The sequence below is a fragment of the Actinomadura chibensis NBRC 106107 genome, from assembly GCF_001552135.1.
GTDB lineage: Bacteria > Actinomycetota > Actinomycetes > Streptosporangiales > Streptosporangiaceae > Spirillospora > Spirillospora chibensis.
Genome location: NZ_BCQP01000038.1, coordinates 87,345 through 113,398, shown reverse-complemented (window position 1 = coordinate 113,398; position 26,054 = coordinate 87,345). Strand labels below are relative to the sequence as shown.

Genomic DNA, 26,054 nt, shown 5'->3' with positions numbered 1-26,054 from the left:
TCATCGTGACCCTTCGGCCCCGGGGCGGGGGTGCGGCCCGGCGGGTCAGCCGTGCCGCGCGTCGCGGTCGGCGGCGCGGCGGGCGTCCCGGGCGGCGTCGCGGGCCTCGCGCGCCGCCTCGGCCGCCCGCGTGCGGTTCTGCTCGGCGCGCTCGGCCCGGCGGATCGCGGCGTCGCGGGCGGCGACGGCCTCGTCCAGTTCGTGGCGGAGCCGCCCGACCCTGGCGGACGCGTCGTCGGCCTCCCGCCGCGCCTCGTCGGCCCGCGCCTCGCGCTCGGCGAGCCTGCGCTCGGCCTCCTCGGCGCGTCCGGCCAGCGTCTCGGCCCGGCGGGCGCGGGCCGTGCTCGTGCGGGTGACGTTCGAGGCGGGCTGCTCGCGCGCCTTCTCCTTCGCCTTCTTCCTCTTCTTCTCCTTCTTCGGCTTCTCCTCCGCGGGCGGCCCGGCGCGCTCCGGCGGGGCCATCGGGAACCCGGCCGGGACGAACCCCGAGTGGCTGCGCGGCTGGGCCAGCCGTCCCGCGCGGACCTCCGCGGCGATGTCGGCGTCCACGGTGGCGGCCTGCAGGGTGTCCTCCACCTCGCGGAGCGCCTGCTCGCGCAGCGGGTTGCCCGCGTCCGCCGCGAGGTCGCCCGCCGCGCGGACGAGCGTGCGCACCAGCCGCGCGCGGCGCTGCTCCAGGTCGCCGAGGCCGCCGCCCGTCCCCCAGGCGGCGCGGAGGTCCGCGCCGACGTCGAGCAGGTCGGCGAGGTCGTCCGCCGCCGACCGGGCGAGCAGGTTCACCGCCCACGCCGACAGCGTCGGGCGGCGCAGCGCGCCGATCCGCTTGGCGAGCGCCCCGTCGCCCGCCGCCTTCGCCTCGCCCGCGAGCCGCGTCCGCGTCGCCACGAAATCGGCGGGCGGGACGCCGTACAGCTCGTCGGCGGCACTGGAGAAGTCCACGTTCCGATCTTTACCCGTCGCGCGCCGTCCCCGACCGGCCTGGACGGGACCGGCGCGCCCCGCCTATACTCGCCTACGAGTACTCGTATACGAGGAGGGGTGATGGCCAAGCGGCGCAAGGTGGGCAACCTGCTGGGGCTCGCCGTGCTGTCGACGGTCTCGGCCAGGCCGATGCACCCGTACGAGATGGCCTCGCTGATGCGTGCCCGCGGCAAGGAGCACGACATGGACATCAAGTGGGGCTCGCTCTACACCGTCGTGGCCAACCTGGAGAAGCACGGCTTCCTCGCCGTGGAGGGCAGCGACCGCAAGGGCGCCCGCCCGGAGCGGACCGTCTACCGCATCACGGACGCGGGCCGCGACGAGCTGGCCGACTGGGTCCGGGAGCTGATCGGGGAGCCCGTCCGGGAGCGGCCCCGGTTCGAGGCCGGGCTGTCGGTGCTCGGCGCGCTCGGCCCGGACGAGACGGCCGCCCTCCTGCGCCGCCGCCTCGACCTCATGGAGCGGCGGATCGCCGACGACGAGGCCGCGCTCGCCGCCGCGTCCGACCTCCCCCGGCTCTTCCTGATCGAAAGCGAGTACGACCTCGCGATCCAGCGGGCCGAGGTCGCGTGGGTGCGCGGCTTCCTCGCCGAGATCGAGGACGGCACGCTCCCGCACCTCGACCTCTGGCGGGCCTTCCACGAGACCGGGGAGCTTCCGCCCGAGCTCGCCGAGCTGGCGGAGAGGGGAGCGGCCCCGGACTAGCGCGACGGAGGCCCGGCGGCGGTGCTGCAACACCGCCGCCGGGCCGGAGAACCCACCACCGAACCCGCGCGGAGCGCGGCCCGGACGGCGAGCACGCACGTCAAGCCTATCCGGGTCGCTCCGCTCGGCACTCCTTGCGAACACGGAGACGACCATGGCGCACGCCATCGAGGCCGAGGGCCTCGTGAAGACCTATCCCGGTGACGTCCGGGCCCTGGACGGGCTCGCCGTCACCGTCGGCCGGGGCGAGATCCTCGGCCTGCTCGGCCCGAACGGGGCGGGCAAGTCCACCACCGTCAAGATCCTCACCACGCTGATCCGGCCGGACGCGGGCGCCGCCGCCGTCGCCGGGCACGACGTGCTGCGCCGCCCGGACCGGGTGCGGCGCGTCATCGGCGTCGTGTCGCAGCGGTCCGGCGCCGACCCCGACGCGAGCGGCGTCGCGAACCTCGTCCTGCAGGGCCGCCTCTACGGGCTCGGCGGGGGAGACGCCCGGCGGCGCGCCGCCGAGCTGCTCGCCCGGTTCGGGCTGGAGGACGCCGCGTCCCGGCCGGTGAAGACCTACTCGGGCGGGATGCGCAGGCGGCTCGACGTCGCGCTCGGGCTCGTCCACCGGCCGCAGGTGCTGTTCCTGGACGAGCCCACCACCGGCCTCGACCCGGAGGCCCGCGCGTCCATGTGGGCCGAGATCGCCCGGCTCGCCGGGGACGACGCCCTCGCCATCCTGCTCACCACCCACTACCTGGAGGAGGCCGACCGGCTGGCGCGGCGGCTCGCGATCGTCGACCGCGGGCGCGTCGTCGCCGAGGGCACCCCCGACGGGCTCAAGGGCGAGCTGCGCGGCGACGCCGTCCACGTGGAGTGGGCGGAGGCGCCGCCCGAGCCGCTGGTGCGCGCCGCGCTCGACCGCCTGCCCGGCGTCCGGGAGGTCGTCGTGGACGGGCCGCGGCTCAGCGCCCGCGCCGACGACGGCGCGGCGGCCGTGCCCGCCGTGCTCGCCGCGCTCGACCAGGCGGGCGCCCCGGCCGCGGCGGCGACCGTCGCGCGGCCGTCCCTGGACGACGTCTACCTCCGCTACGCCGGACGCCGCTTCGCCCAGGCCGACGCCGCGCAGGCCCCCGCGCCCGCGGCGGCGGGAGGCGCCCGATGAGCGCGCTGGTGACCGGAACCTGGTGGATGACCCATCGGCGGCTCACGGCGCTGCTGCGCAACCCCGCCGTCCTCGTCCTGACGCTGGCGCAGCCGATGATCTGGCTGTTCCTGTTCGGCGAGCTGTTCAAGAAGATCGTGGAGCTGCCCGGGTTCGGGACTCAGTCCTATATCGACTACATCGTCCCCGGCGTCGTGATCATGAACGCGGTGTCGCTGAACTCGTTCGCCGGGATGGCGACCATGGACGAGATCGAGCGCGGCACCCTGAACCGGTTCCTGGTCACGCCGGTGCGGCGCAGCGCCATCGCCAACGCGGGCGTGATCGAGCAGGCGCTCAGCACGGCGTTCCAGTCGCTCGTGATCGTCCTGCTGGGCTGGGCGGCGGGCGCGCACTACCCGGGCGGGGCGGCCGGGCTGCCCGTGCTCGTCGCGGCGGCCGTGCTGGTCGGGGTCGTCCTCGCCGCGCTGTCCAACACCCTCGCGCTGCTGGTCCGGGACCGGAACACGATCATCGGCCTGAACGTGATGCTGCTGCTGCCGCTCACGTTCCTGTCGTCGGCGTTCATGGCGAAGGGCCTGATGCCGCCGTGGATCCGGCACGTGTCGGCGGCGAACCCGGTGAGCTGGGCGCTGGACGCCGCCCGCGCCGCGCTGTCGGACGACCCCGACTGGGGCTCGGCCGCCCTGCACGGATCGTGGCTGCTCGCCCTGACCGTCGCGGCGGTGAGCCTGGCGGTCTTCTCGTTCCGCAGCTACCAGCGGTCGCAGTGACTCAGCGGGTGTCGAGGAAGCGGTCGAGGACGCGGGTGCCGAACGCCAGCCCGTCCAGCGGGACGCGCTCGTCCACGCCGTGGAACATGCCGAAGTAGTCGAGGTCCGCGCCGAGGGCCAGCGGGGTGAAGCCGAAGCTCGTGACGCCGATCCGGTGGAACGACTTCGCGTCCGTGCCGCCCGCCATCACGTACGGGACGGGGCGGGCGGCCGGGTCCTCGGCGCGGAGCGCGGCGGCGAGCGCGGCGAACGTCGGGCCCTCCGGGTCGGCCGCCGGGGCCTCCTCGTGGTTGACGAACTCGCGGGTGACCTTCGGGCCGAGGAGCCGGTCGACGGTGGCGAGGAACTCGTCGCCGGTGCCGGGCAGGTAGCGGCCGTCGACCTGCGCGGACGCCGTGCCGGGCACGACGTTGACCTTGTATCCGGCGTCCAGCCGGGTCGGGTTGGCGGAGTTGCGGACCGTCCCGGCGAACAGGCGTCCGACGCCGCCGAGCCGCGCCGCCTCCGCGTCCAGCCGGTCGTGGTCGATGGTCGTGCCGAGGGCGTCGGCCAGGCCGTCCAGCAGGGCGCGGACGCCGGGCGTCAGCCGCACCGGCCACTCGTGGGCGGCCAGCCGCGACACGGCGTGCGCCAGTTCGGCGACCGGGTTGTCGGGCGCGGGCTTCGACCCGTGCCCGGCCGTCCCGCGCGCCGTCAGCCGCATCCAGGCGGTGCCGCGCTCGCCGGTCGCGATCGGGTAGATCCGCGCGCCGCCCGCCGCGACGCTGAACCCGCCCGACTCGCTGATCGCCTCCGCGCAGCCCGCGAAGAAATCGCGGTGCTCGCGGGCGACGTACCGGGAGCCGTACTCGCCGGTGCACTCCTCGTCGGCGAGGAACGCCAGCACCAGGTCGCCGCGCGTGCGCCGCCCCTCGCGCAGCCGCCGCCGGACGGTCGCCAGCGTCATCGCGAGGGCGCCCTTCATGTCCACGGCGCCGCGGCCCCACACGCAGCCGTCGCGGACCTCGCCGGAGAACGGCGGGACGGTCCACTCCGCCGGGTCGGCGGGCACCACGTCCAGATGCCCGTGGACGAGGAACGCCGGATGCGACGGGTCGGTCCCGGGCAGCCGGGCCAGCACGCTCGCGCGGCCGGGCGCGGACTCGACGACCACGGGGGCGGCGCCGGCCTCGTCCAGCAGCCCGGCGACGTGCTCGGCGGCCGGACGCTCCGGCCGCGCCACGCCCTCGCCCCGGTTCGTCGTGTCGAACCGGATCAGGTCGGCGCAGATCTCCGCCGCCTCCGCCGCCGTTTTCGCCGACATTTCCGCCGCCTGCTCGGCGCCCGGTGAATCGTCGCGAACCTCCATTCCCGTCCCACCCCTTTCGGAACAAACCTTCATTTTCCTCCGCCGCTGACCTGTGTCAACGGTTGATCAAAAACGTCTCGATCCGGTTTCGACTCCGTCAGCGGCGTATCCAAACGGTCACCGCGAGTACGACGCTGCCAGCAATCTAGGTGCGGCGGGCGGCCAAGCGCCCGCGGCGCGACGGTGCGAGGGCCGAGGAGGAGCATGACCAGCCAGAGGGGTGCCGGAAGGGGACCGCGCCGGACGGCCGCCGGGCTCGCCGCCATGTCGCTCGCCCTGTCGCTCGCCGCGTCGCTCGGCCTGTCGGCGTGCGGCGGGGGCGACGCGGGCGCGAGCGACGGCACGTTCACGGTGGGCCATCCCGAGCCCGACCACCTGGTCCCGGGCAACACGACCAGCAGTTACTCGTTCGACGTGCTCAGCGGCCTGTTCGACAACCTGGTGGGGCTGAGGCCCGACGGGACGTCCTACGACCTCGCCGCCGAGTCGGTGACGAGCGACGACCAGAAGGTCTGGACGATCAAGATCAGGCCGGGCCGGAAGTTCCACAACGGCGAGCCGGTGACCGCGCGGAGCTTCGCGGACGGCTGGAACAACGCCGCCTACGGCCCGAACGCCTACGGCGCCAACGACTACTTCTCGCATTTCCAGGGGTACGCCGACATGAACCCCGAGGACGAGAAGGCGAAACCGAAGGCCGACAAGCTGTCGGGCGTCGAGGTCGTCGACGAGAACACGCTCAAGGTCACGCTGACCGACCCGTTCAACCAGTTCCCGCTCCTGCTGACGTATCCGGCCTTCGCGCCGATGCCGCAGGCGGGGCTGAAGGACCTCAAGGCGTTCGACGTCCACCCGATCGGCAACGGCCCGTACAAGATGGACGGGAACTGGGAGCGCAACAGGCAGGTGCGGCTCGTCCCGTTCGACGGCTACGCCGGGCCGCGCAAACCGAAGAACAAGGGCGTCGTCTGGAAGAGCTATTCCAGCGCCGACACCGCCTACACCGACCTGCGCGCCGGGCGCATCGACGTACTGCAGACGATCCCGGCCGCGAAGGTGCCCGAGGCGAAACGGCTGCTCGGCGAGCAGTACCTGCCGCGCAGGATGGGCACGATGGACTACCTCGGGTTCCCGCTGTGGGACGGCCGGTTCGCGAGCCCCGACCTGCGCAGGGCCATTTCGATGGTCATCGACAGGCAGGGCATCAACAAGGCCGTCTACAACGGCGACTACCTTCCCGCCGACTCGCTGCTCCCCGCCATCATCCAGGGGCACCGGCCGAACGCGTGCGGCGAGGCGTGCACGTTCAACCCCGCGAAGGCCAAGCAGTTGTTCCAGAAGGCCGGAGGGTTCAAGGGGACGCTGGAACTGTACTTCTCCAACGCCCAGCCCACCTACGCCCAATGGATGCAGATCGTCGCGAATTCGCTTCGCCAGAACCTCGGAATCCAGGACATCCAGTTCCGGCAGGTGCCCGCGTCCGACTACTTCTCCATGCTGAACAAGCACGAGGAGAAAGGCCCCTACCGGCAGAACTGGGAGGCCGACTACCCGAGCGCCCAGAACTACCTGGAGAACATGTGGAGCTCCGGAAGCAACCGCATGGGCTGGAAGAACAAGGAGTTCGACGACCTCATCGCCCAGGCCAACCGGACGCCCGACCGCACCGCCGCGCTCGGCCTCTACCAGCGGGCCGAGGACGTCGCCGTCCGCGAGCTGCCGATGATCCCGCTGTGGACGTGGGCGGGCCAGGGCGGGCGCTCCGACCGGGTGGAGCACGTGACGATCACCCCGTGGGCGACCGGCCTGGTCGTCAACGAAGTGACGGTGAAGTAGCCGGCGATGTGGCGCTACGCCCTCCGGCGGCTCCTCCAGGCGGTCCCGGTGTTCATCGGCACCACCCTGCTGATCTACGCGATGGTGTTCGCGCTGCCCGGCGACCCGATCCAGGCGCTCGCCGGGGACAAGCCCGTCCCGGAGAACGTCCTGCAGACGCTCCGCGAGCGGTACAACCTGAACGACCCGCTGCTCGTCCAGTACGGGAAGTACATGTGGGGGCTCGTGCGGGGTGACCTCGGCGAGAACTACACGGGCCAGAGCGTGTCGGAGATGCTCGGCGGCCGCTGGACGGTCACCGCGCTGCTCGCGCTCACCGCGTGGATCTTCGAGCTGGTCGTCGGGATCGCGCTCGGCACCTGGGCGGGGCTGCGCCGCGGCAAGCTCGCCGACACGCTCGTCCTCGGCGGGACGACGCTGGTCATCGCGGTGCCGGTGTTCGTCCTCGGGTACACGGCGCAGCTCCTGTTCGGGCTGCACTGGAAGCTCCTCCCGACCGCCGGGACGGACGACGGCTGGCCGATGAGCTACATCCTGCCCGGGATCGTCCTCGGCTCGCTCGGCCTGTCGTACGTCGCGCGGCTGACCCGGACGAGCCTCGCCGAGAACCTGCGCGCCGACTACGTCCGCACCGCGAACGCCAAGGGGCTGTCGCGGGCGCGGGTCGTCGGGCGGCACGCGCTGCGCAACTCGCTGATCCCGGTCGTCACCTACCTCGGCGTCGACTTCGGGAACCTGATGGGCGGCGCGATCGTGACCGAGGGCATCTTCAACCTGCCCGGCATCGGGCAGCAGGTGTTCACCTCCATCCAGCTCAAGGAGGGGCCGGTGGTGGTCGGCGCGGTCACCGTGCTCGTCCTGATCTTCCTGCTGGTCAACCTGGTCGTGGACCTGCTGTACGGCGTGCTCGACCCGAGGATCCGCTATGAGTGAGGGCCCGATGAGGACGCTGGAGCCGGACGGCGCGGCGGCGGTCGCGGTCGCGGGCGGCGAGATCGGCCGCGCCTCGCTGTGGGACGACGCCTGGCGCGACCTGCGCCGCCGCTGGGTGTTCTGGGGGTCGGCGGTGATCCTCGCGCTGGTGGCGCTGATGGCGGCCGTGCCCCGGCTGTTCACCGCGACGGGCCCGAACGAGGGCTGCGACCCGAACGTGTCCAAGCTCGGGCCGTCCGGCGCGCACTGGTTCGGCACCGACCTCGCGGGCTGCGACTACTACGCGCAGGTCGTGCACGGCGCCCGCCCGACGCTGCTGATCGGCGTCGCCGTCACGCTGGTCGCGCTGCTGATCGCCGTGCTGTTCGGGACGCTCGCCGGGTACTACGGCGGCGTCGCGGACGCGCTGATCGCCCGGCTCACCGACGTGTTCTTCGGGCTGCCGTTCGTGCTCGGCGCCACGGTGATCCTCGTCGCGTTCCCCGGGCACGGCATGTGGGCGATGACGCTCGTGCTCGTCCTGCTCGGCTGGACGACGATGATCCGCATCATGCGCGGCCAGGTCATCTCCGTGCGGGACGCCGACTACGTGCAGGCGGCGCGGCTGCTCGGCGCGTCCGACCGGCGGATCATGGCCCGGCACGTACTGCCGAACGCGATCGCCCCGGTGATCGTCGTCGCCACCCTCAACGTCGGCCACGTGATCGTCGGGGAGGCGACGCTCGACTTCCTCGGCGTCGGCCTCCAGTACCCGGAGGTGTCCTGGGGCCTGCAGCTCGGCCAGGCCAAGGACTTCGTCGTCGACCACCCGCACCTGCTGGTCTTCCCCGGCGCGTTCCTGTCGGCGACGGTGCTCAGCTTCCTGATGCTCGGCGACGCCGTCCGCGACGCCCTCGACCCGAAACTGCGGTGACGCCCATGACCGAAGCGACGACCGGCGGGAAGGGCTCCGCGGTCCCGGCGCCGCGTCCGGACGCCCCGCGCCCGGACGCCCCGCTCCTGGAGGTCGACGACCTGCACGTCCGGTTCCGGGTGCGCGGACGCGACGTCCACGCCGTGAACGGCCTCTCCTACACGCTCGACGAGGGCGAGACGGTCGCGATCCTCGGGGAGTCCGGGTCGGGCAAGAGCGTCGCGGCGCAGGCCGTGATGGGCATCCTCGACGTCCCGCCCGCGCGGATCGAGCGCGGCTCGGTGAGGCTGCGCGGCACCGACCTGCTCGGCCTGCCGGAGCGCAGGCGCCGCGAGTACCGGGGCGACCGCGTCGCGATGGTCTTCCAGGACGCGCTGACCGCCCTCAACCCGGTCTTCACCGTCGGCGACCAGATCCGCGAGCTGTACCGGGTCCGGCGCGGGCTCGGCCGGAGGGAGTCGAAGGCGAGGGCGGTCGAGCTGATGGAGCGGGTGCGGATCCCGTCCGCCGCGCGGCGGCTCGGCGACCACCCGCACCAGTTCTCCGGCGGCATGCGGCAGCGCGTCATGATCGCGATGGCGCTGGCGCTGGAGCCGGACGTCCTCATCGCCGACGAGCCGACCACCGCGCTCGACGTGACCGTCCAGGCGCAGATCATGCGGCTGCTCGCCGACCTCCAGGACGAGCTGCGGATGGGCATGGTGCTGATCACCCACGACCTCGGCGTCGTCGCCGGGGTCGCGGACCGGATCGTCGTCATGTACGCCGGGTCGGTCGCCGAGCAGGCGCCCGCCCGCGCGCTGTACGCGCGTCCCGCGCACCCGTACACGCGGGGGCTGCTGGCGTCGGTGCCGCGGCTCGACCGGCGCGGCGGGCCGCTGCTGCCGATCAAGGGCGCGCCGCCGGACCCGGCCGCGCTGCCGCCCGGGTGCCCGTTCCACCCGCGCTGCCCGCGCGCCGAGGCGGTGTGCGCGGCGGAGCGCCCGCCGCTCGTCGCGGTCGCGCCCGGCCACGCCGCCGCCTGCCACTTCGCCGCGGAGGTCCACGGTGCCGAAGCCGAATGACGACCCGATCCTGCGGGTGGAGGGCCTCGTCAAGCACTACCCGGTGACCCGGGGCGTCGTCGTGAAACGCGCGGTCGGGCACGTCAGGGCGGTGGACGGCGTCGACCTCGAACTGCGCCGCGGCGAGACGCTCGGCGTCGTCGGCGAGTCCGGCTGCGGGAAGTCGACGCTGGCGCGGCTGCTGCTCGCGGCCGAGCGCCCGACCGCCGGGACGGTCCGCTTCGACGGCCGCGACGTCTTCGCGCTGCGCGGGCGGGAGCTTCGGGCGCTGCGCCGCCGCATCCAGATGGTGCTGCAGGACCCGTACTCGTCCCTGAACCCGCGCATGACGGTCGGGGACATCGTGGGGGAGCCGTTCGCCGTCCACCCGGAGGCCGCGCCCAAGGGGGAGCGGCGCAAGCGCGTCCAGGAACTGCTGGAGCTGGTCGGGCTCGACCCGGGGCACGTGAACCGGTACCCGCACCAGTTCTCCGGCGGGCAGCGCCAGCGCGTCGGCATCGCCCGCGCCCTCGCGCTGCGGCCGGACGTCGTCGTGTGCGACGAGCCGGTGTCCGCGCTGGACGTGTCCGTCCAGGCGCAGGTGATGAACCTGCTCGCCGACCTGCAGCGCGAGCTGGGCCTCGCGTACGTGTTCATCGCGCACGACCTGGCGGCCGTCCGGCACATCTCCGACCGTATCGCCGTCATGTACCTCGGCAAGGTCATCGAGACGGGCGACGAGGAGCAGATCTACGAGCACCCGACCCACCCGTACACGCGGGCGCTGCTGTCGGCCGTCCCCGTGCCCGACCCGGACGCGCCCGGTTGGGCCGGGCAGATCCAGCTCGAAGGGGAGCCGCCGTCGCCGCTGGACCCGCCGTCCGGCTGCCGGTTCCGGACCCGCTGCTGGAAGGCCCAGGCGGTCTGCGCGGACGAGGAGCCCGCGCTGGCGGAGCGGGACGGCTCCGCCCACCCGAGCGCCTGCCACTTCGCCGCCGAGGGCGCCGTCCCGGAGCCGACCTGACGGCCCGGTCGGGGTTCCGTAGGGTGGGGCCATGGCACGCAAGGGCAGGCACGGTCCGAGCGCGAACCTCTACGGGATCGACGCCGGGGAGGCCGAGCTGCTCCGCGACGCCGACCGCGACGGCGGCTGGATGCTGCTCATCGGCGGCGTGCCGCAGTCCTACGTGGACCTGTCCGACCCCACCTACCTCGACTTCGAGTACATGCGGCTGATGGGCGACGTCGTCGACGCGATCGGCGCGGACGGGCAGGCGTTCGACGCCGTCCACGTCGGCGGCGCCGGGTGCACGCTGGCCCGGTACATCGCCGCCACCCGGCCGGGGTCGCGGCAGGTCGTCCTGGAGCCGGACGCCGGGCTGGTGCGGCTCGTCCGGGAGCAGCTGCCGGTCAAGAACGTCCCGGGCCTGCGGATCCGGGTGACCGACGGGCGCAGCGGCGTCGCGGCGCTCGCCGACGAGTCCGACGACCTCGTCGTGATGGACGCGTTCGCCGAGGCGTCGATGCCGCCCGAGCTCGCCACCCGCGAGTTCGTCCTCGACGCGGCCCGCGTGCTGCGCCCCGGCGGCGTCTACCTCGCCAACGTCGCCGACGGGTTCCGGCTGCCGTTCGCGCGCCGCGCCGCCGCCACGGTCCGGTCGGTGTTCCGGCACACGCTGCTGATGGGCGACCCCGGCGTGCTGCGCGGGCGCCGGTTCGGCAACCTCATCGTGGCCGGGTCGCGCGAGCCGCTGCCGGTGGCCGAGCTGACCCGCCGCGCGGCGGGCGGGATCGTCCGGGCCCGGCTGCTGGAGGGCGGCGACCTCACCGCGTTCTGCGCGGGTGCCGCGCCGCTGCGGGACGGGGAGGAGATCGTCGCGCCCGTCCCGCCGCCGCAGGTGTTCGGCAAGCCCTGAGGAAAACCGGCGGGACGCTCGGCCGCCCGCTCAATCGCTAAAGCCGGACGAAGCACGCGGTGGAGCGGCTCGTCGAGGAATCCGGACCGCCGTACACGATCTTGCGGACGACGCAGTTCCACGACCTTCCGGACATGAGGCTGAACGTCCTCACCAAGGTCCGGCGTGATCGCGCCGCCCGGGAAAACCGCGCGACCAGCCGATCGACGTCGGCGAGGTCGCGGCGCGGGGGCCGCGGCGCCCGGTCCGGGCGCCGCTCCCGCCGCCCGGACGGGCCGGGCGCGGGTTCCGCGCGGGCCGCCGCCCGGCGGCGGTACCTGGCCGAACGGCACAGCCGTGGCTGGGGTTCGGGGTGGGTCGTGAGAGGCACCGGTTTGCGGCCGTCCGGTTTACCGCCGCGTATCGGCCGCACGCGACCCCGCCATGTCCCATAATCGAGCGATGGAGTCGTCCACCCGAATTCTGATTCTCGGCACGGATTCGTCGGGGAAAATACTCCAGTTCGACCGTAACGCCGACGCAGTTCTGGCCGGAAATGGCGTCGACCTGGACGGCGCCCAGCTCGACGAGGTCATCCCCGGCGCGCTTGAGCCGCTCCTGGAGGCGGTCAAGGCCGGGCGGGAGCGCACCGCCATGCTCCCGGTGGAGACGCGTCCCGGCGTGACGCTGGACGCGGTCGTCACCGTCCACCCGATGAGCGGGAGCGCGCCCGACGTCGCGGCGCTCGCCGTCGTCAAGGTGCCGGTGCCGCTCGCCGACCGGTTCGTCGACCCCGCCGTCATCCGCCGCGCCCTGCTGGACGACGCCCTCCCGCGCATCGGCTCCACGCTCGACCTGGAGATCCTGGCCCGCGGGCTGATGGACGTGCTCGTCCCGCACTTCTGCAACTCCGGCGCGCTGCTCCTGCTGGAGAGCCACCTCGACGCCGACGAGCCGCCGGAGGGCCCGGACGGCCCGCAGCTCCGCCGGATGGCGATCGGGTTCGACGACGACGACCCGTCCTGGGACGCGCTGTTCCCCACCGGCGAGTCGCTCGTCTACCCGCCGGGAACGCCGCACGCGCGGTGCCTGGAGACGGGCGAGGCGGTGCTGTGCCCGCCGCACGGCGACGGGTCGGCCGAGCTCGCCGCCGCCTGGGGCCGCCCGCCGGTCGGGAACATGCTGAAGGGCTCCTCGAAGCTGCTGCTGCCGATCACGTCGGCGGCGGGCATCCTCGGCTTCTTCGCCTGCACCCGCAACGCCGCGCACCGCCCCTTCGACGCCTACGACGTCGAGATCGGGGTGGAGTTCGCCAACCGCGCGTCGATCTTCGTGGAGAGCGCCCGGCAGTACTCGCGGGAGCGCGCCACCGCGCTCACGCTGCAGCGCAGCCTGCTGCCGACCGGGCTGTCGGCGCCGTCCCCGGTCGAGGTGCACCACCGGTATCTGCCGGGCAGCCGCCTCATCGAGGTCGGCGGCGACTGGTACGAGTCGATCGCCCTGCCCGGCGCCCGCGTCGCGCTCGTCGTCGGCGACGTCGCCGGGCACGGCGTGAAGGCCGCGGTCACCATGGGGCGGCTCCGCACCGCGATCCACACCCTCGCCGGGCTCGAACTGCCGCCCGCCGAGGCGCTGGAGCGGCTCGACTCGCTGATGCGCACCCTCGGCGAGCGGGAGCCGCACTTCGCCACCTGCGCCTACGTCGTGTACGACGCGGTCAGCGGACGCTGCGAGGTGGCGAGCGCCGGGCACCTGCCGCCGCTGCTCGTCCCGCCCGGCGCGGAGCCGGAGTACCTGCCGGTGCCGCCCGCGCCGCCGCTCGGCGTCGGCGGCGACGGCCCGATCGTCAGCCGCGAGTTCACCGTCGAGGACGGCACGCTCCTGTTCCTCTACACCGACGGCCTCGTCGAGAACCGGGCCCGCGACATCGACGACGGGCTGGACCGGCTGCGGCACACGTTCGGGAACGGCGCCGCCGCGCGCCCGCTGGAGGACCTCTGCCAGGCCGCGCTCGACGGCGTCTACGACGACCAGCACCGCGACGACATCGCGATGCTCGTCGCGCGGCTCGCGCGCATCCCGGCGGACCGGCACGCCACCTGGGAGCTGCCCGCCGACCCGGCCGCCGTCCGCCGGGCGCGCGGGCTGATCCGCGACCGGCTCGCCCGCTGGGGCCTGGACGACCTCGTCCACCCGACGATGCTGCTGGCGTCGGAGCTGGTCACGAACGCGATCCGGCACGCGGGCGGGCGGATCAGGCTGCGGCTCGTCCGGGAGGGCGGGCTCGTCTGCGAGGTCTTCGACTCCTCGGACGGGCGGCCCCGGATCCGGCACCACGACGACTCCGAGGAGATGACCGAGTCGGGCCGCGGCCTGCACGTCGTCGGGCGCCTCGCGCAGCGCTGGGGCGTCCGCCGCACCCCGGACGGCAAGGTCGTCTGGTGCGAGCAGGGCCTCCCGCGCTGACCGTTCCCGCGGCTACCTCAGCACCGAGACGTGCACGTGGTCGTAGTGGTTCTGCGTGATGCTCCCGCGGTCCTCCATGGGCCGCCAGCCGCCGCCCCGCACGTTCCAGATGCGCTGCCGCCAGATGACGTAGGAGATCCCGAGGCGGCGCGCGTTCGCGACCGCGTACGCGGCGACCTGGTCGCCGTGGCGGCGGGCCGCCTCGGTCGGCGCGCGGCCGCCGGTGCTCTCCATGAAGTCGCAGGCGCGGCCGTCGCCGTGGTCCTGCGGGTCGCCGGTGGAGCGGTAGCAGCCGATCGTCGGGAACGGGCCGAACATCCCGGCGATCTCCAGCAGCGCGGACCGCATGGTGGGGGTCATCATGTTGCCGGTGATGGGGGAGCGGCCGCCGGTCACGCCGTCGGGGCGCCCGGTCAGCTCCGGCCCGGCGCGCCCGCCGGCCGTCGGCGCCGTCCGCGCCGGGGCGAGCGCGGCGACCTTCGTGCCGCGCGGGAGGATCTTCCTCAGCCGGGCCGCGAGAGCGCGCGTGTCGGCCTTCGGGGCGCTGATGACGAGGGCGTTGCCGTCCGGCATGCCGAGCGCCCGGGCCTGCTCGCGGGACACGACGGCGTCCACGTCGCCGATCCCGAGCGAGGCGTAGGCGCCGACGCGGACGCGTCCCGGGTCGCTGCTGCGGCCCGCCTCGACGACGGCGCCGAGCGGGAACGCGCCGTCGCGGCCCCGCTCGAACGAGACGGCGAGGCCGCCCGCCGCGATCGTCTGCCAGAGCCGGTCGGACGCGGCGGTCGGCTCCGGCGCGAACGCCCGGAACGCCGACGGGTCCACGCCGAGCAGCCCCATCCGCCGCCCGCCGACCATGGCGCGGGCGGCGTCCACGACGGCGACGCCCGCGACGCCCTTCAGGCCGCGCGCCCGCTCGACGGCGCGGGGCGGCAGCGCGGAAGTCCCGGCGACGAGCAGGTGCGGCGTGTACCGGCGGGTCAGCGGCGCGACGGCGGGCACGCGCGGCGCGGCGGCCCGGTCCACCGACACGAGGTCGCCGCGCCGCTCCGGACGGCCGGACGCCCGCCAGGAGACGACGACCCCGCCGTCCACCGCGAGCGTGAGGACGATTCCTGCCGCGATGCCCGTGGAGAGGGCCCTGCCGGTCCGTCGCATCGCGCCCCGATCACCCGCCCGTCACTCGCCGATCACTACGCCGCCGTTGGCCGCATCGTAGGCGAGCCGCGGGCCCGGCGGCATCAGCCCGCGTCGCGGCGCAGGACGACGAGGGCGACGTCGTCCTCGCGGGGGCCGAACTCGGCGATGACGCGGTCGCCGAAGCGCTCCAGCTCGTCCTCCACGTCGGCGGCGACGAGGCGGAGCCGCTCCATGTTGTCGGTGAGCGGGATGCCCCGGTCCTCGATCAGCCCGTCGGTGAGCAGGACGACCACGCCGCCCGGCGGCACCCGCGTCTCCTCGACCGCCACCCCGCCCGCCGGGAAGCCGAGCAGCACCCCGCCGCCGCCCCCGTACCGGGCGCGCCCGCCGTGCACGTGCAGCGGCGGGAGGTGCCCGGCGTTCGCGACGTGCGCGGCGCCGCTGCGCGGGTCGAGCGTCATGAGGCACATCGTGGCGGTCTGCTCGTCGTGGTACTTCTCCATGACGCCGTTCAGCAGCCGCAGGATCGTGACGGAGTCGTGGCCCTCGACGGCGAACGCGCGCAGCGCGTGCCGGATCTCCGCCATCACGGTCGCGGCGAGCAGCGAGTGGCCCTGGACGTCCCCGATGGCGACGAGCACCCGGTCGCCGCAGTCGAGCACCTCGTAGAAGTCGCCGCCCACCTCGGCCTGGTCCCCGGCGGGCTCGTACCGGACGGCGAGCGACCAGCCGGGGATCGGCGGCAGCGACGCCGGGAGCAGGCTGCGCTGCAGCGTCAGCGAGATCGAGTGCTCCTCGGTGTAGGACCGCAGCGCCTCCATCGCGAGCGCCACCGCCTGCCCGAGCTGGCGGAGCAGGTTGACGTCGTCCTCGGTCCGCGCGCCGCGCGCGGTGACGCCGATGGCGATCGGCGGGCGGTCGTGCTTGAGCCGCGACACCACGAGCGTGATGTCGCCCTGCGACATGCTGTCGGGCAGCAGTTCCAGCCACTCGTCCTCGGGCACCTCCGTGACCTCGGTCCCCGTGTCGTCGCCGAGCCTCGCGACCTCCGCCAGCCGCGCGGTGGTCTCCGGCGGGCAGCCGCGGTGCCACGGGCCGACGCCGAAGTCGATGGTGCGGCGGCCCCGGCCGTCCGGCGGCAGCACGAACACCCCGACCGGCACCCCGAAGATCGCGAACGCGCCGCGCGCCGCGACCGCCGCCATGTCCTCGAACGAGGTGGCCGCGTTGATGGCGAGGGAGGTGCGGGTCAGCTCGGCCATCCGGGCCGCCATCCGCTCCGCCGCGCGGCGCGCCTGGTAGTAGCGCAGCACCGCCTCCACGGTCGCGATGAACTCGCCCGGGTCGATCGGGTCGGTCATGTAGGCGTCGGCGCCGCGCCGCAGGCCCTGCGTGCGGTCCTCGACGTCCACGGCCTGCGCCGAGATGTGGATGACGGGCAGCGACCGCGTGTCCGGCGCGGTCTTGATCCGCTCGCAGACCTCGATGCCGCTCATGTCGGGCAGCCGGACGTCCAGCACCACCAGGTCGATGGCGTGGTCGGTGAGCCGCCGCCACGCCTCCGCCGCCGTCGCCGCCTCCACCACGGTGTGCCCGGCGCGGCGCAGCCAGCTGCCGATGATGTAGCGCTTGGTGTGGTTGTCGTCGACCACGAGCGTCTGCGTCACGGCCGTTCGCCCCCGCCGTCCCGGGCCCTGCGGATCGCGTCGGCGAGGGTCTCCGGGCGGATCCGGTCCTTGCCGAGCAGCGCGCCCGCGCGGGCCAGCCGCGGGTCGCCGGCGGGCGACGCCTCCGCCGAGGTGACCAGCACGACCGGGATCCCGGACGGCAGCCGGGCGAGGACGTCGTAGCCGTCCAGGCCCGGCATCCGCAGGTCCAGCAGGACGAGGTCGGGCCGGTCCGCCGCGACCGCGTCCAGGGCGGCGCGGCCGTCGGCGGCCTCGGTGACGCGGCCGCCGCCGTCCTCGACCAGGCCGCGCAGGACGCGCCGGGTCGGCGCGTCGTCGTCGGCGACCAGGACGTGGCCGAGGCCGAGCTCGGCGAGGCCGCGGAACGGCGGGAGCCGCAGGGTGGCCGTCGTGCCCTCGCCGGGGACGCTGTCCAGCAGCAGGTCGCCGCCGAGCGCGCGGGCGAGCCGCAGCGCGTACGGCAGGCCGAGGCCGGTCCCGCCCGCCGCGCCGCCGGGGACGCGGTAGAACTCCTCGAAGACCCGCTCCAGGTCGGCGGCCGGGATGCCGACGCCGGTGTCGGACACGACGAACTCGGTGTGCTCCGGCGTCGCCCGCGCCGTGACCCGCACCTCGCCCGCCTCGGTGAACTTCAGCCCGTTGCCGACGAGGTTGCGCAGGATGCGGGTCAGCATCTCGGCGTCGGTGACGATGACCGGGGGCGCGTCGTCCGCGTCGACGGCCAGCGCCAGCCCGGACTCGTCCGCCATCGGGCTCAGCAGCTCCGCCAGCTCGTCCAGCAGGGCGCGGACGCGCACCGGCGCCGGGCGGGCCTCGACCGCGCCCCGCTCCGCCCGCGCCATGTCCAGCAGTTCGTTGACCAGCGCGAGCAGCGTGCCGCCGGTGTCGGCGATCAGGGTGATCTGGTGGCGCTGCTCGGCGGTGAGCGGCTCGGCGGCCGGGTCGAGCAGCAGCCGGGTCAGCCCCAGGACGCCGTTCACCGGGGTGCGCAGCTCGTGGCTCACGTTCGCCCAGAACCGGTTCTTCGCCTCGCCCGCCTCGCGGAGCTGCGCCGACTTCTCCTCCAGCTCCGCGTACAGCGCGACGACGCCCCGGTTGGTCTCCGCCAGCTCCTCGGAGAGCTCGCCGTAGAGGGCCATCACGCCCCGGTTCGTCTGCTCCAGCTCGGTGTTGAGGCCGCGCAGCTCCTCCTTCTGCCGCTGGACGTCCTCCAGCGCCGCCATCAGGTCGGCGTTCTGCGTCCGCAGCTCCTCCAGCGCGGGGACGGGCTCCAGCCGGCGCAGCCGGGCGCGCAGCTCGTCCAGGTCCGCGCCGGCCGGGGGCGCCGTGCCCGGCGGCAGGTTCTTGCGGAGCCGGACGCGGACGCCGCCGCCCGGCCGCTCCTCCCGCTCGACGAGGCTCATCAGCCGGGACACGGCGGCCTGGCACGCGTCCGCGCCCTCCATCGACGCGCGCTCCATGGACGCGCGCGGCACGAGGTCCAGCTCGACGACGAGGCCGGGGCGCCGCCCCCGGTCCAGCCGGAACGCGACCGACACGGTCTCGGCGCACGCGTGCAGCTCGCGCCCGGCCTCGCTCAGCGCGGTCGCGACGCGCACCTGGTCGTGGTCGTCGAGGCCGACCTCGGCGGCGACCGTCCGGCCCGCCCGCCGGACGGCGAACACGCCCGCCTCGTCCGTGATCTCGATGCGGAGCAGCTCGGCGGTCGCGTCGGGGCCGGTCGCGTCGGGGGCGGTCACGGCGCGCCCCCGCCGGACGTCGCGACGGCGAGCACGGACCGGTCGTCGTGCCGCACCCCGGCGTCGCGCAGCAGCGTCGCCGCGATCAGCAGCGGGTCGCAGCCGAGCAGGCCGGGATGGTCGTCGAGCCGCCAGCGGCCGGTGAGGCCGTCGGAGTGCAGCACCACCGCCGCACCCGGCGGCAGCGCGTAGCCGTGTTCGCGGATCCGCTCGCCGCGCGCGCCCGCGATCCCGGGCACCGAGACCATCCCCTGCCGCCGGTCCGGCCCGACGATCCACGCGGCGACGTTCCCGATCCCGGCGAACCGGACCCGCCCGGCGGCCGGGTCGACGGCGGCGACCGCGACGGCCCCGCCGCGCGTCGCCGCCATCCCCCGGTGGACCCGCCGCAGGACGTCCGCCGGACGGGCGGGGCCGGGCGTCTCGTGCGCGGCCCGGACCGCCGCCCGCGCCGCCCGCGCGGCGAGCGGGCCGTGCCCGAGGCCGTCGCAGAGCAGGGCGTACAGGACGCCGTCCACCACGCGGGCGGTGTAGGCGTCGCCGCACTCCTCCTCGCCGTCGATCGGCAGGTTCAGCCCCGCGTACGGCGCCCCGGCCGCCGCGCCCGGCCGCTCGGCGGGCGGCTCGCCCGGCGGCCGGAACCGCGCGAACAGCACCGTGCCCGCGCCCGGACGCGAATACAGCCCGCTGTGGTCGGCGAGCCGCTCGATCGACCCGAGCCCGAGGCCGAGGGTGCCGCGCGTCGAGTAGCCGTCCACCCGGGACACCGGGACGTCGGCGATGCCCGGCCCCCGGTCGGCGCACACGAACTCCAGCGCGGCCGTCCCGCCGTCCCGCACGATGCGCAGCAGCATCTCGCCCTCCCGCGCGTGCTCGGCGAGGTTCGTCGCGGCCTCGGTCGCCGCGAGCCGCACCCGCTCCAGCCGCTCCCCGGCGAATCCGAGCCGCTCGGCGAGCGCGGTGATCCGCCGCCGGACGCCCGCGGCGGCGCTCCGCTCCTCCACCCGGACCAGCAGCGAGTCGCCCGCGGGCGGGCTGGTCGTCCATCCGGCGCCGCTCAGCGGATCCATTTGGCCACCGTCACCGTGGTGCCGACGCCCGCCTCGCTCCGCAGCCCGAACTCGTCGCAGAGCTGCCGGGCGCCGGGCAGGCCGAGGCCGAGGCCCGTCCCGCTCGACCAGCCCTCGCTGAGCGCCCGGTCCACGTCGGCGATGCCGGGTCCCGCGTCGGTGAAGACGAGCCGGACGCCGCGCCTGCCGTCCCCGCCGGTCGCCGGCTCCACCCGCATGGTGCCGCCCCCGCCGTGCGCGTAGGTGTTGCGCGCCAGCTCGCTGGCCGCCGTGACCAGCTTGGTCTGGTCGACCAGCGACAGCCCGGCCGCCGCCGCGGCGGCCCGCACCACCTGCCGGACGCGGACCACGTCGTCGTTCGACGCGATGGGCACCTCCTCGCCGGACGCGGGTGTCACGGTTCGTCCGCCATCACGGCCCGTCGTCCGCCGCGGCGGGACCGGGGCGGGCGGGCCGCGCGGCGCCCGCCGGGCCCGCCTGCGGGAGCCCGGCGCCGAGCAGCCGCATGCCCTCCTCCAGGTCCAGCGCGGTGCGCACGCCGCCGAGCGACAGCCCGAGCTCCACCAGTGTGATCGCGACCGCCGGGCGCATCCCGACCACCACCGTCTCGGCGTCCATCAGCCGGGACATGGACGCGATCGTCGCGAACATCCGGCCGATGAAGGAGTCGACGACGTCCACCGCCGTGATGTCGATGATCACGCCGTGCGCGCCGGTGGCGACGATCCGCTCGGACAGGTCCTCCTGCAGCTCCAGGGCCGTCCGGTCCTGGAGGTCGGTCTGGATCGACACGAGCAGGACGTCCCCGATCTTGAGAATCGGCACGCGTTCCATCAGCCCTCCGGCTCGCCGACGACACGCAGGCCGGAACGTTCCAGGACGTACGCGAGCGCGTCCGCGAGGGTCGCCTTCGTCACGATGTCGCCGAACTCGATGCCGAGCGCCACGATCGTCTGCGCGATCTGCGGGCGGACGCCGGACACGACGCAGTGCGTGCCCATCAGCCGCGCCGCCATCACGGTCTTCATCAGGTGCTGCGCGACCTCGGTGTCCACGGCGGACACCCCGGTGATGTCGATCACCGCGTACCGGGCGCCGGTGTCCACCAGCGCCTGGAGCAGCGTCTCCATCACGGTCTGCGTGCGGGCGGAGTCGAGGGTGCCGACGAGCGGGACGCCGAGCACGCGGTCCCACAGCCGCACCACGGGTGTCGACAGCTCCAGGAGTTGCTCGGTCTGGTCGGCGATCACCTGCTCCCGCGCCGCCGCGTACGTCTCGAACGTCGCGAGGCCGAGCTCGTCGACAAAGGACGAGAAGTCGATCAGCTCGGAGTAGGCCCGCTGGTCGCGGGTCGTCCGGATCTGCTCGTAGAGCGACTGCTTCAGCGCGAACACGCCGATCGCCGTCTCGGTCGGGCTGAACCCGTACCGGGCGCGGGCCCGGGAGATCTCGGCGAGCGCGGCCCGCAGCTCGCCCCCGGCGGTGGCGTCCCCGGCGAGCGCGCGTTCGACGAGCCCGTAGAGCTCGGTCAGCTCGGTCCGCACCTCGGCCTCGGAGAGCCGCCCGCGGACGGTCTCGCCGACCAGCTCGATCCACCGGCCGAGCACCGGCTCGCGCCAGGAGCGCAGCAGCTCCGCGATCGGAGTGTCGTCCGCGCCGCCGGTCATGCCCGCGGTCCCATCCGTGCCCCCGTCCTCGCCGCCCGTCCGCCCGGCGGTCGCGCGACGGGGCGGCGCCCGCGGCGGGTCGCCGGGTGCTCGCTCCGGGGCGTCCGTGCCACTCGCGCCACCCGGTGCTCGTCCCGTCCCACCGTAACCGTGGAAAAGCCCCGCACCACCGCGAATGACCTGGACGTTTACGCCTTATGACCAGTTTTTGGGGAGGTCGGTCAGTCCCACCAGAACGACCAGTTGGTCTTGCCGCGGATCTCCTCGGCGTACCCGGCGAGGGTCCCCGGGCCCTGGAAGAGGATGTCGGGGCAGAACGTCCAGTGCTCGGCCGCGACGTGCACCGCGTGCCGGACGGTGACCGGCGGCGCCGCGACGCTCAGCTCCAGCGTGTTGAACCCGAGCGCGACGACGCGGGCGCCGAACCTGTCCTCCCAGCCGCGCAGGACGGCGGCGAGCGGCGCCGTCCACTCGTTGTGGTTGAGGGCGCCCTGCCAGCCGACGGCGGCGATCGCGTCGGCGCCCCGCTCGACGGCGGCGAGGCCGAGGGACAGCCCGCGCCCGGCGAGGGCGCGGGCGTACCGGTCGGCCATGGCGTCGGGGTCGTCCAGCGGGACGCCCGCCGGGGCGAGCCCCGGGCAGTGCCGCCCGTAGGGGGCGAGGTCGTCGAGGTCCTCCTCGGACGCCTGCTCCGCCCAGTCGGCCCACACCTCGGACATGAACGCGTGCGGGAGGTAGTTCGCGATCTCGTCCACCGGCTCGGGCGCGATCTGGCCGGACGCCCAGGGCTGGTCGGTCTCGTCCATCAGCAGCGGCCAGAGGCCCGACGCGGCGTGCTCGGCGCGGAGCCTGCACCACAGCTCGCCGTGGACGGGCTCGTCGCTCAGCCAGAACGCGGGGCGCATCAGCAGCCGCCGCTGCGGGTAGCCGGGGTCCGGCCAGACCAGGTCCCCCTCGGGCAGCGGCACGGCCAGCGTCCGCTCGGCGGACTCGCCGCCCGGGCCGTCGCCGGGGCCGTCGCCCGGGGCCGCGGGCCGCGGGTCGAACAGCCGCGCCAGGTCGCCCGGCAGGGGCCGGACCTCCACATCATCCATTTCACGCCGTTCCGGTACAGAGCAGGCCAACGGGATCTTGGCTCTGGAGATGGTAACGGCGCGGGGCCCGCTCCCGCGGCCGGTCTCAGGGTTCCCGCCTGCCCCGGGCCAGGTAGTCGATCAGCACGGCGACGACGCCGACGCCGGTGACCGAGCTGACGGCGATCGCGAACCACGTGTCGCCGAGGACCACGTTGGCGACGGCGTTGACGGCGATGAGGATGCCGACCACGGTCCAGCGGGTGGAGTTGCTCATGGCTCGTGCCTTTCCGGTAGGGGATGTCAGGTGAGGTTCGGGGACGTGCGGCGGCGCAGCAGCGCCCGCGCCGGGAGCATGATCGCGGCCGCGCCGGTGCCGGCCACGCCGCCGAGGATCGCCGCGCCGGTCAGCGGCGGGACGGACGGCAGCGGCAGCCCGGTGACGGCCGTCGCGAACGCGAGGAGCGTGACGGCGGCGATGAGCGTCCCGGCCGCGACGCCGGTGCCGAGCACGATCGCCGCCTCCAGCCGGAGCATCCGCAGCACCTGGCGGCGGGTCGCGCCGACCAGCCGCAGCAGGGCGAACTCGCGGCGCCTGGCCGCCGTCGCCAGCGCCAGCGTCGTGACGACGCCGATGAGGATGAACCCGGCGATCGCCGCCACGACGATGTAGCTGATGAAGCCCTGGAGCCTGATCTCCTGCGACAGGCCCGCCTGGAGGTCGCCGGGGGAGACCACGCGGGTCCCGGCGTAGGCGGCGGTGACGGCGCGCAGGTCGGCCTTCCCCCGGACGAGGACGTGGTCGTCCAGCGGGACGGACGAGTGCGCCGCGACCAGGTCGCGGGGGAGCAGCACGTCGCCGAAGCCGAGCCCCCGGTCGTAGACGGCGACGACGCGGGCGTCGGTCCTCGTCCCGTCGCCGAGCCACAGCCGCGCCGTCGATCCGACGCGCAGGCCGCTCGCGACGTCGCGGCTGAGCGCCACCGTGGCGGCGCCGCGCAGGTCGGCGAGGCGGCCGGAGGAGACGTCCGGGTCCATGGTGGCGGCGGCGTCCGGGCCGACGCCGCGCGCGTTCAGCGAGCGCAGGTTCCGGTCGCCGAGCTCCTTGACCGACATGACCACGGTGGTCCGCTTGACCGGCGTCGCGGCGGTCACGCCGGGGACGCGGCGCGCGGCGGCGGCGACGTCCCGGGGGAGGCCGGGGCCCGCCGAGACGATGACCTGGTCGGCGCGGTCCCCGGCCGCGGCCTGCACCCGCGTGGCGTGCGCGACCGTCGACTGGGCGAACAGCTGGACGCCCGCGAACGCCACCGCCAGCGCGACCGGAGTGATGATCGACCCCGCGCGCAGCGCGGCCGCCCCGGCGGAGTGCTGCGCGAGCCGCCCGGCCACCGGCGAGACGGCCCGCGCGGCGCGCCCGAGGACCCGGTTTCCCGCCCGCGCCACCAGCGGCCCGAGCAGCGCCGTCGCGACGATCAAAGACATGACCAGCCCGCCGACCGACGCGCTCGCCGCCGGGCCGGTCGTGGCGGCCGAGAACCCGAGCGCGTTCACCCCGAGGACCAGGAACGCCACCCCGGTGATCACCCGCCAGCGGGGGAGCCGCGCGGACTCGGCGGCGGTCTCGCCGAGCGCCCGCACCGGCCGGATCCGGGACACCCGCAGCGAGGCGAGGAGCGCGGCCGCGACGGCGGCGAGCAGCGTCACCGCGAACCCGGCGAGCGCGGGCAGCGGGCTCAGCGACAGGCCGAAGCCGTCCGGCAGGACGCCCCGGCGGACCATCGCGGCGTGCATCGCGGCGCCGAGCCCGAGCGACAGGACGCCGCCCGCGAGCGCGGCGGGCGCGCCGATCCGCGCGATCTCCCGGACGATCCGCGCCCGCACCTGCCAGGGCGTCGCGCCGACCGCGCGGAGCAGCGCGAGCTCGCGCGCCCGCTCCCGCACCGACAGCACGATCAGCCCGCCGACCACGACCAGCGCCGTCATGATCGCGATGCCGCCGAGCGAACCGGCGATCTCCACGATGTCGGGCCGCGCCGCCGCGACCGCCCGGTCCTCGGCGTCGCCGCGCGCCGCGCCCGTCGCGACGGTCAGGCCGGGCGCGGCGGCGCGGAGCGCGCCGTCCCCGACCTTCCCGTCGGCGATCACGGCCAGCGCGTCGGCGTGGCCGGGACGCCCGTAGAGCGACGCGGCCGTCGCGGTCGTGAAGAACGCCGCGCCGGGACCGTCCCCCACCAGCCCCGCGACCCGGAACGGGCGGGGCGCCCCGTTCACCTGCACCTGGACGGTCCCGCCCGGCCGGACCCCGGACGACTCGCTCAGCACCACCTCGTCCGGCCCCTGCGGCGCGTGCCCGGCGGCCAGTCGGTAGGGGCGGAGCGGGGCCGACTCCCAGCCGTGGCCCGTGACCGCCCGCCCCGAGCCGAGCAGGACGGGGAACGACACGTCCGCGACCACGTCCCGGACGCCCGGCACCGCCCGCAGCTTCGCCGCCGCCGCGACGGGCACCGGGGCGCGCTCGGCCAGCGGGCGGCGCTGCCGCTCCGGCTCGGACCCGAGCTGCTTCATCCACTGCTCGACCTCGGCCGGTCCCGTCACGACCGCCGCGGCCGCGCCGTACCGCTCGACCGGCGCGTGCGCGCGCAGCGCCGACTCCAGCAGCACCCCGCACGCCCCGACGAGCGTCGCCGCGAACGCCAGCGCGACGAAGATCCCGACGAAGGCCCCCCTGATCCTCACAGCGTCTCCCAGCGGCTCATGACGGCGGAGACCGTCGGGGCGACCAGCTCGTCGACGACGCGGCCGCGGCTGAGGAACACGACGGAGTCGGCCCACGCGGCGGCCACCGGGTCGTGGGTGACCAGCACGACCGTCTGCCCGGTCAGGTCGGCGGCCTCGCGCAGCAGGCGCAGGACGTCCCGCGCGGTGCGGGGGTCGAGCGCGCCGGTCGGCTCGTCGGCGAACACGACCTCCGGGCGGGTGATCAGCGCGCGGGCGAGCGCGGCGCGCTGCTGCTGCCCGCCCGACAGCTCGGCCGGGCGGTGCCGCAGCCGGTCCGCGAGCCCGACCCGGCGGACGACCTCGTCCAGCCAGGCCGGGTCGGGAGCGGTCCCGCCGAGGTGCAACGGCAGCGTGATGTTCCGCTCCACGTCCATCGACGGGACGAGGTTGAAAGCCTGGAACACGAACCCGATCCGCTCGCGCCGCAGCCGGGTGAGCTTCGCCTCGCCGAGCCGTCCGAGGTCGACGCCGCCGACCCGGACCGTGCCCTCGCTCGGACGGTCCAGCCCCGACGCGCAGTGCAGGAACGTGCTCTTGCCCGACCCCGAGGGGCCCATCACGGCGGTGACCGCGCCGCGCGGGAACGTCCAGGTGACGCCGTCCAGCGCCCGCACGTCGCCGTAGTCCTTGGTGACCGCCTCAAGCGCCACCGCCGCGGCCGCCGCGGTCGCCGGTGCGGTCCCGGCCGTCAAGGTCGTCATGGGTTCCCTCCGTGGAATGCCGCCTCTCACCTGGTCGAACCTAGGTTTCGGCGGGGGCCCGGCACATGGGCGCGCGCTCCCGAATCGGTGGTGTAGCGGGCTACACCACCGGCCCGGGGGCTGACCCGGGTGCGCGCCGCTCCGCCGCCGCA

General features: G+C 75.1%; 23 protein-coding genes. 10 read left to right on the top strand and 13 right to left on the bottom strand.

What is annotated here, in order from left to right; genetic code table 11:
* Window positions 1-45: 45 nt before the first annotated feature.
* Complete coding sequence (locus ACH01S_RS22440; protein WP_067894586.1) at window positions 46-939, bottom strand: hypothetical protein; 894 nt, start codon at window positions 937-939, stop codon at window positions 46-48.
* 102 nt (window positions 940-1,041) lie between these two features.
* Between ACH01S_RS22440 and ACH01S_RS22435 the strand changes: the two genes are divergently transcribed.
* The 3 genes from ACH01S_RS22435 to ACH01S_RS22425 all read left to right on the top strand — a co-directional run bounded on the left by ACH01S_RS22435 (window position 1,042) and on the right by ACH01S_RS22425 (window position 3,609).
* Window positions 1,042-1,686 (top strand): PadR family transcriptional regulator, encoded by a 645-nt coding sequence (locus ACH01S_RS22435; protein ID WP_067894583.1) that lies wholly within the window; start codon window positions 1,042-1,044, stop codon window positions 1,684-1,686.
* A gap of 154 nt (window positions 1,687-1,840) precedes the next feature.
* Window positions 1,841-2,836: an ATP-binding cassette domain-containing protein gene (locus tag ACH01S_RS22430; protein ID WP_067894581.1), complete on the top strand. Its 996-nt coding sequence runs from the start codon at window positions 1,841-1,843 to the stop codon at window positions 2,834-2,836.
* On the top strand, window positions 2,833-3,609 hold the full coding sequence (locus ACH01S_RS22425; RefSeq protein WP_067894578.1) for an ABC transporter permease: 777 nt from the start codon (window positions 2,833-2,835) through the stop codon (window positions 3,607-3,609). Before ACH01S_RS22430 ends, ACH01S_RS22425 begins: the two co-directional genes overlap by 4 nt.
* Before the next feature lies 1 nt (window position 3,610).
* Here the strand turns inward: ACH01S_RS22425 and ACH01S_RS22420 are convergent, their stop codons facing one another.
* A complete protein-coding gene (locus tag ACH01S_RS22420) occupies window positions 3,611-4,912 on the bottom strand; it encodes a M20/M25/M40 family metallo-hydrolase (protein ID WP_067894681.1) in 1,302 nt (433 codons plus the stop codon).
* A gap of 249 nt (window positions 4,913-5,161) precedes the next feature.
* Between ACH01S_RS22420 and ACH01S_RS22415 the strand changes: the two genes are divergently transcribed.
* The 7 genes from ACH01S_RS22415 to ACH01S_RS22385 all read left to right on the top strand — a co-directional run bounded on the left by ACH01S_RS22415 (window position 5,162) and on the right by ACH01S_RS22385 (window position 14,043).
* A complete protein-coding gene (locus ACH01S_RS22415) occupies window positions 5,162-6,793 on the top strand; it encodes a peptide ABC transporter substrate-binding protein (RefSeq protein WP_083980990.1) in 1,632 nt (543 codons plus the stop codon).
* A 6-nt stretch (window positions 6,794-6,799) separates the two neighbouring features.
* Window positions 6,800-7,726: an ABC transporter permease gene (locus ACH01S_RS22410; RefSeq protein ID WP_067894570.1), complete on the top strand. Its 927-nt coding sequence runs from the start codon at window positions 6,800-6,802 to the stop codon at window positions 7,724-7,726.
* Window positions 7,719-8,639, top strand: a complete 921-nt coding sequence (locus ACH01S_RS22405) for an ABC transporter permease (protein WP_067894567.1) — start codon at window positions 7,719-7,721, stop codon at window positions 8,637-8,639. Before ACH01S_RS22410 ends, ACH01S_RS22405 begins: the two co-directional genes overlap by 8 nt.
* Window positions 8,640-8,644: 5 nt before the next feature.
* The gene (locus tag ACH01S_RS22400) at window positions 8,645-9,703 is read left to right on the top strand and encodes an ABC transporter ATP-binding protein (RefSeq protein WP_083980989.1); all 1,059 of its coding nucleotides are present in this window, start codon (window positions 8,645-8,647) and stop codon (window positions 9,701-9,703) included.
* Window positions 9,687-10,706 carry an ABC transporter ATP-binding protein gene (locus ACH01S_RS22395; RefSeq protein ID WP_067894564.1) on the top strand — a complete coding sequence of 340 codons (1,020 nt, stop codon included), beginning with the start codon at window positions 9,687-9,689 and terminating at the stop codon, window positions 10,704-10,706. The genes ACH01S_RS22400 and ACH01S_RS22395 overlap by 17 nt, the downstream gene beginning before the upstream one ends.
* A gap of 31 nt (window positions 10,707-10,737) precedes the next feature.
* A complete protein-coding gene (locus ACH01S_RS22390) occupies window positions 10,738-11,598 on the top strand; it encodes a spermidine synthase (protein ID WP_067894560.1) in 861 nt (286 codons plus the stop codon).
* Between the two features lie 441 nt (window positions 11,599-12,039).
* Entirely contained in the window at window positions 12,040-14,043 is a 2,004-nt protein-coding gene (locus tag ACH01S_RS22385; RefSeq protein WP_067894557.1) for an ATP-binding SpoIIE family protein phosphatase, read from the top strand.
* Window positions 14,044-14,055: 12 nt separating this feature from the next.
* Here the strand turns inward: ACH01S_RS22385 and ACH01S_RS22380 are convergent, their stop codons facing one another.
* From ACH01S_RS22380 to ACH01S_RS22335, 11 genes are all read right to left on the bottom strand, one after another.
* A complete protein-coding gene (locus ACH01S_RS22380; RefSeq protein ID WP_067894555.1) occupies window positions 14,056-15,201 on the bottom strand; it encodes a VldE C-terminal domain-containing protein in 1,146 nt (381 codons plus the stop codon).
* An 83-nt stretch (window positions 15,202-15,284) separates the two neighbouring features.
* Window positions 15,285-16,850 (bottom strand): fused response regulator/phosphatase, encoded by a 1,566-nt coding sequence (locus tag ACH01S_RS22375; protein WP_067894553.1) that lies wholly within the window; start codon window positions 16,848-16,850, stop codon window positions 15,285-15,287.
* Complete coding sequence (locus ACH01S_RS22370; RefSeq protein ID WP_067894550.1) at window positions 16,847-18,610, bottom strand: ATP-binding response regulator; 1,764 nt, start codon at window positions 18,608-18,610, stop codon at window positions 16,847-16,849. The genes ACH01S_RS22375 and ACH01S_RS22370 overlap by 4 nt, the downstream gene beginning before the upstream one ends.
* Entirely contained in the window at window positions 18,607-19,680 is a 1,074-nt protein-coding gene (locus ACH01S_RS22365; protein WP_067894547.1) for an anti-sigma regulatory factor, read from the bottom strand. The genes ACH01S_RS22370 and ACH01S_RS22365 overlap by 4 nt, the downstream gene beginning before the upstream one ends.
* Window positions 19,668-20,078, bottom strand: coding sequence for an ATP-binding protein (locus ACH01S_RS22360; RefSeq protein ID WP_067894544.1), 411 nt, complete (start codon window positions 20,076-20,078; stop codon window positions 19,668-19,670). The genes ACH01S_RS22365 and ACH01S_RS22360 overlap by 13 nt, the downstream gene beginning before the upstream one ends.
* Before the next feature lie 13 nt (window positions 20,079-20,091).
* Window positions 20,092-20,514, bottom strand: a complete 423-nt coding sequence (locus ACH01S_RS22355; RefSeq protein ID WP_083980988.1) for an STAS domain-containing protein — start codon at window positions 20,512-20,514, stop codon at window positions 20,092-20,094.
* A complete protein-coding gene (locus ACH01S_RS22350; protein WP_067894541.1) occupies window positions 20,514-21,347 on the bottom strand; it encodes an STAS domain-containing protein in 834 nt (277 codons plus the stop codon). Before ACH01S_RS22350 ends, ACH01S_RS22355 begins: the two co-directional genes overlap by 1 nt.
* Before the next feature lie 221 nt (window positions 21,348-21,568).
* Entirely contained in the window at window positions 21,569-22,441 is an 873-nt protein-coding gene (locus tag ACH01S_RS22345; protein ID WP_067894531.1) for a DUF4253 domain-containing protein, read from the bottom strand.
* A gap of 85 nt (window positions 22,442-22,526) precedes the next feature.
* Window positions 22,527-22,697, bottom strand: a complete 171-nt coding sequence (locus ACH01S_RS43715; protein ID WP_157406300.1) for a hypothetical protein — start codon at window positions 22,695-22,697, stop codon at window positions 22,527-22,529.
* A gap of 26 nt (window positions 22,698-22,723) precedes the next feature.
* The gene (locus ACH01S_RS22340; RefSeq protein ID WP_083980987.1) at window positions 22,724-25,159 is read right to left on the bottom strand and encodes an FtsX-like permease family protein; all 2,436 of its coding nucleotides are present in this window, start codon (window positions 25,157-25,159) and stop codon (window positions 22,724-22,726) included.
* Entirely contained in the window at window positions 25,156-25,902 is a 747-nt protein-coding gene (locus tag ACH01S_RS22335) for an ABC transporter ATP-binding protein (protein ID WP_067894528.1), read from the bottom strand. Before ACH01S_RS22335 ends, ACH01S_RS22340 begins: the two co-directional genes overlap by 4 nt.
* Window positions 25,903-26,054 lie beyond the last annotated feature (152 nt).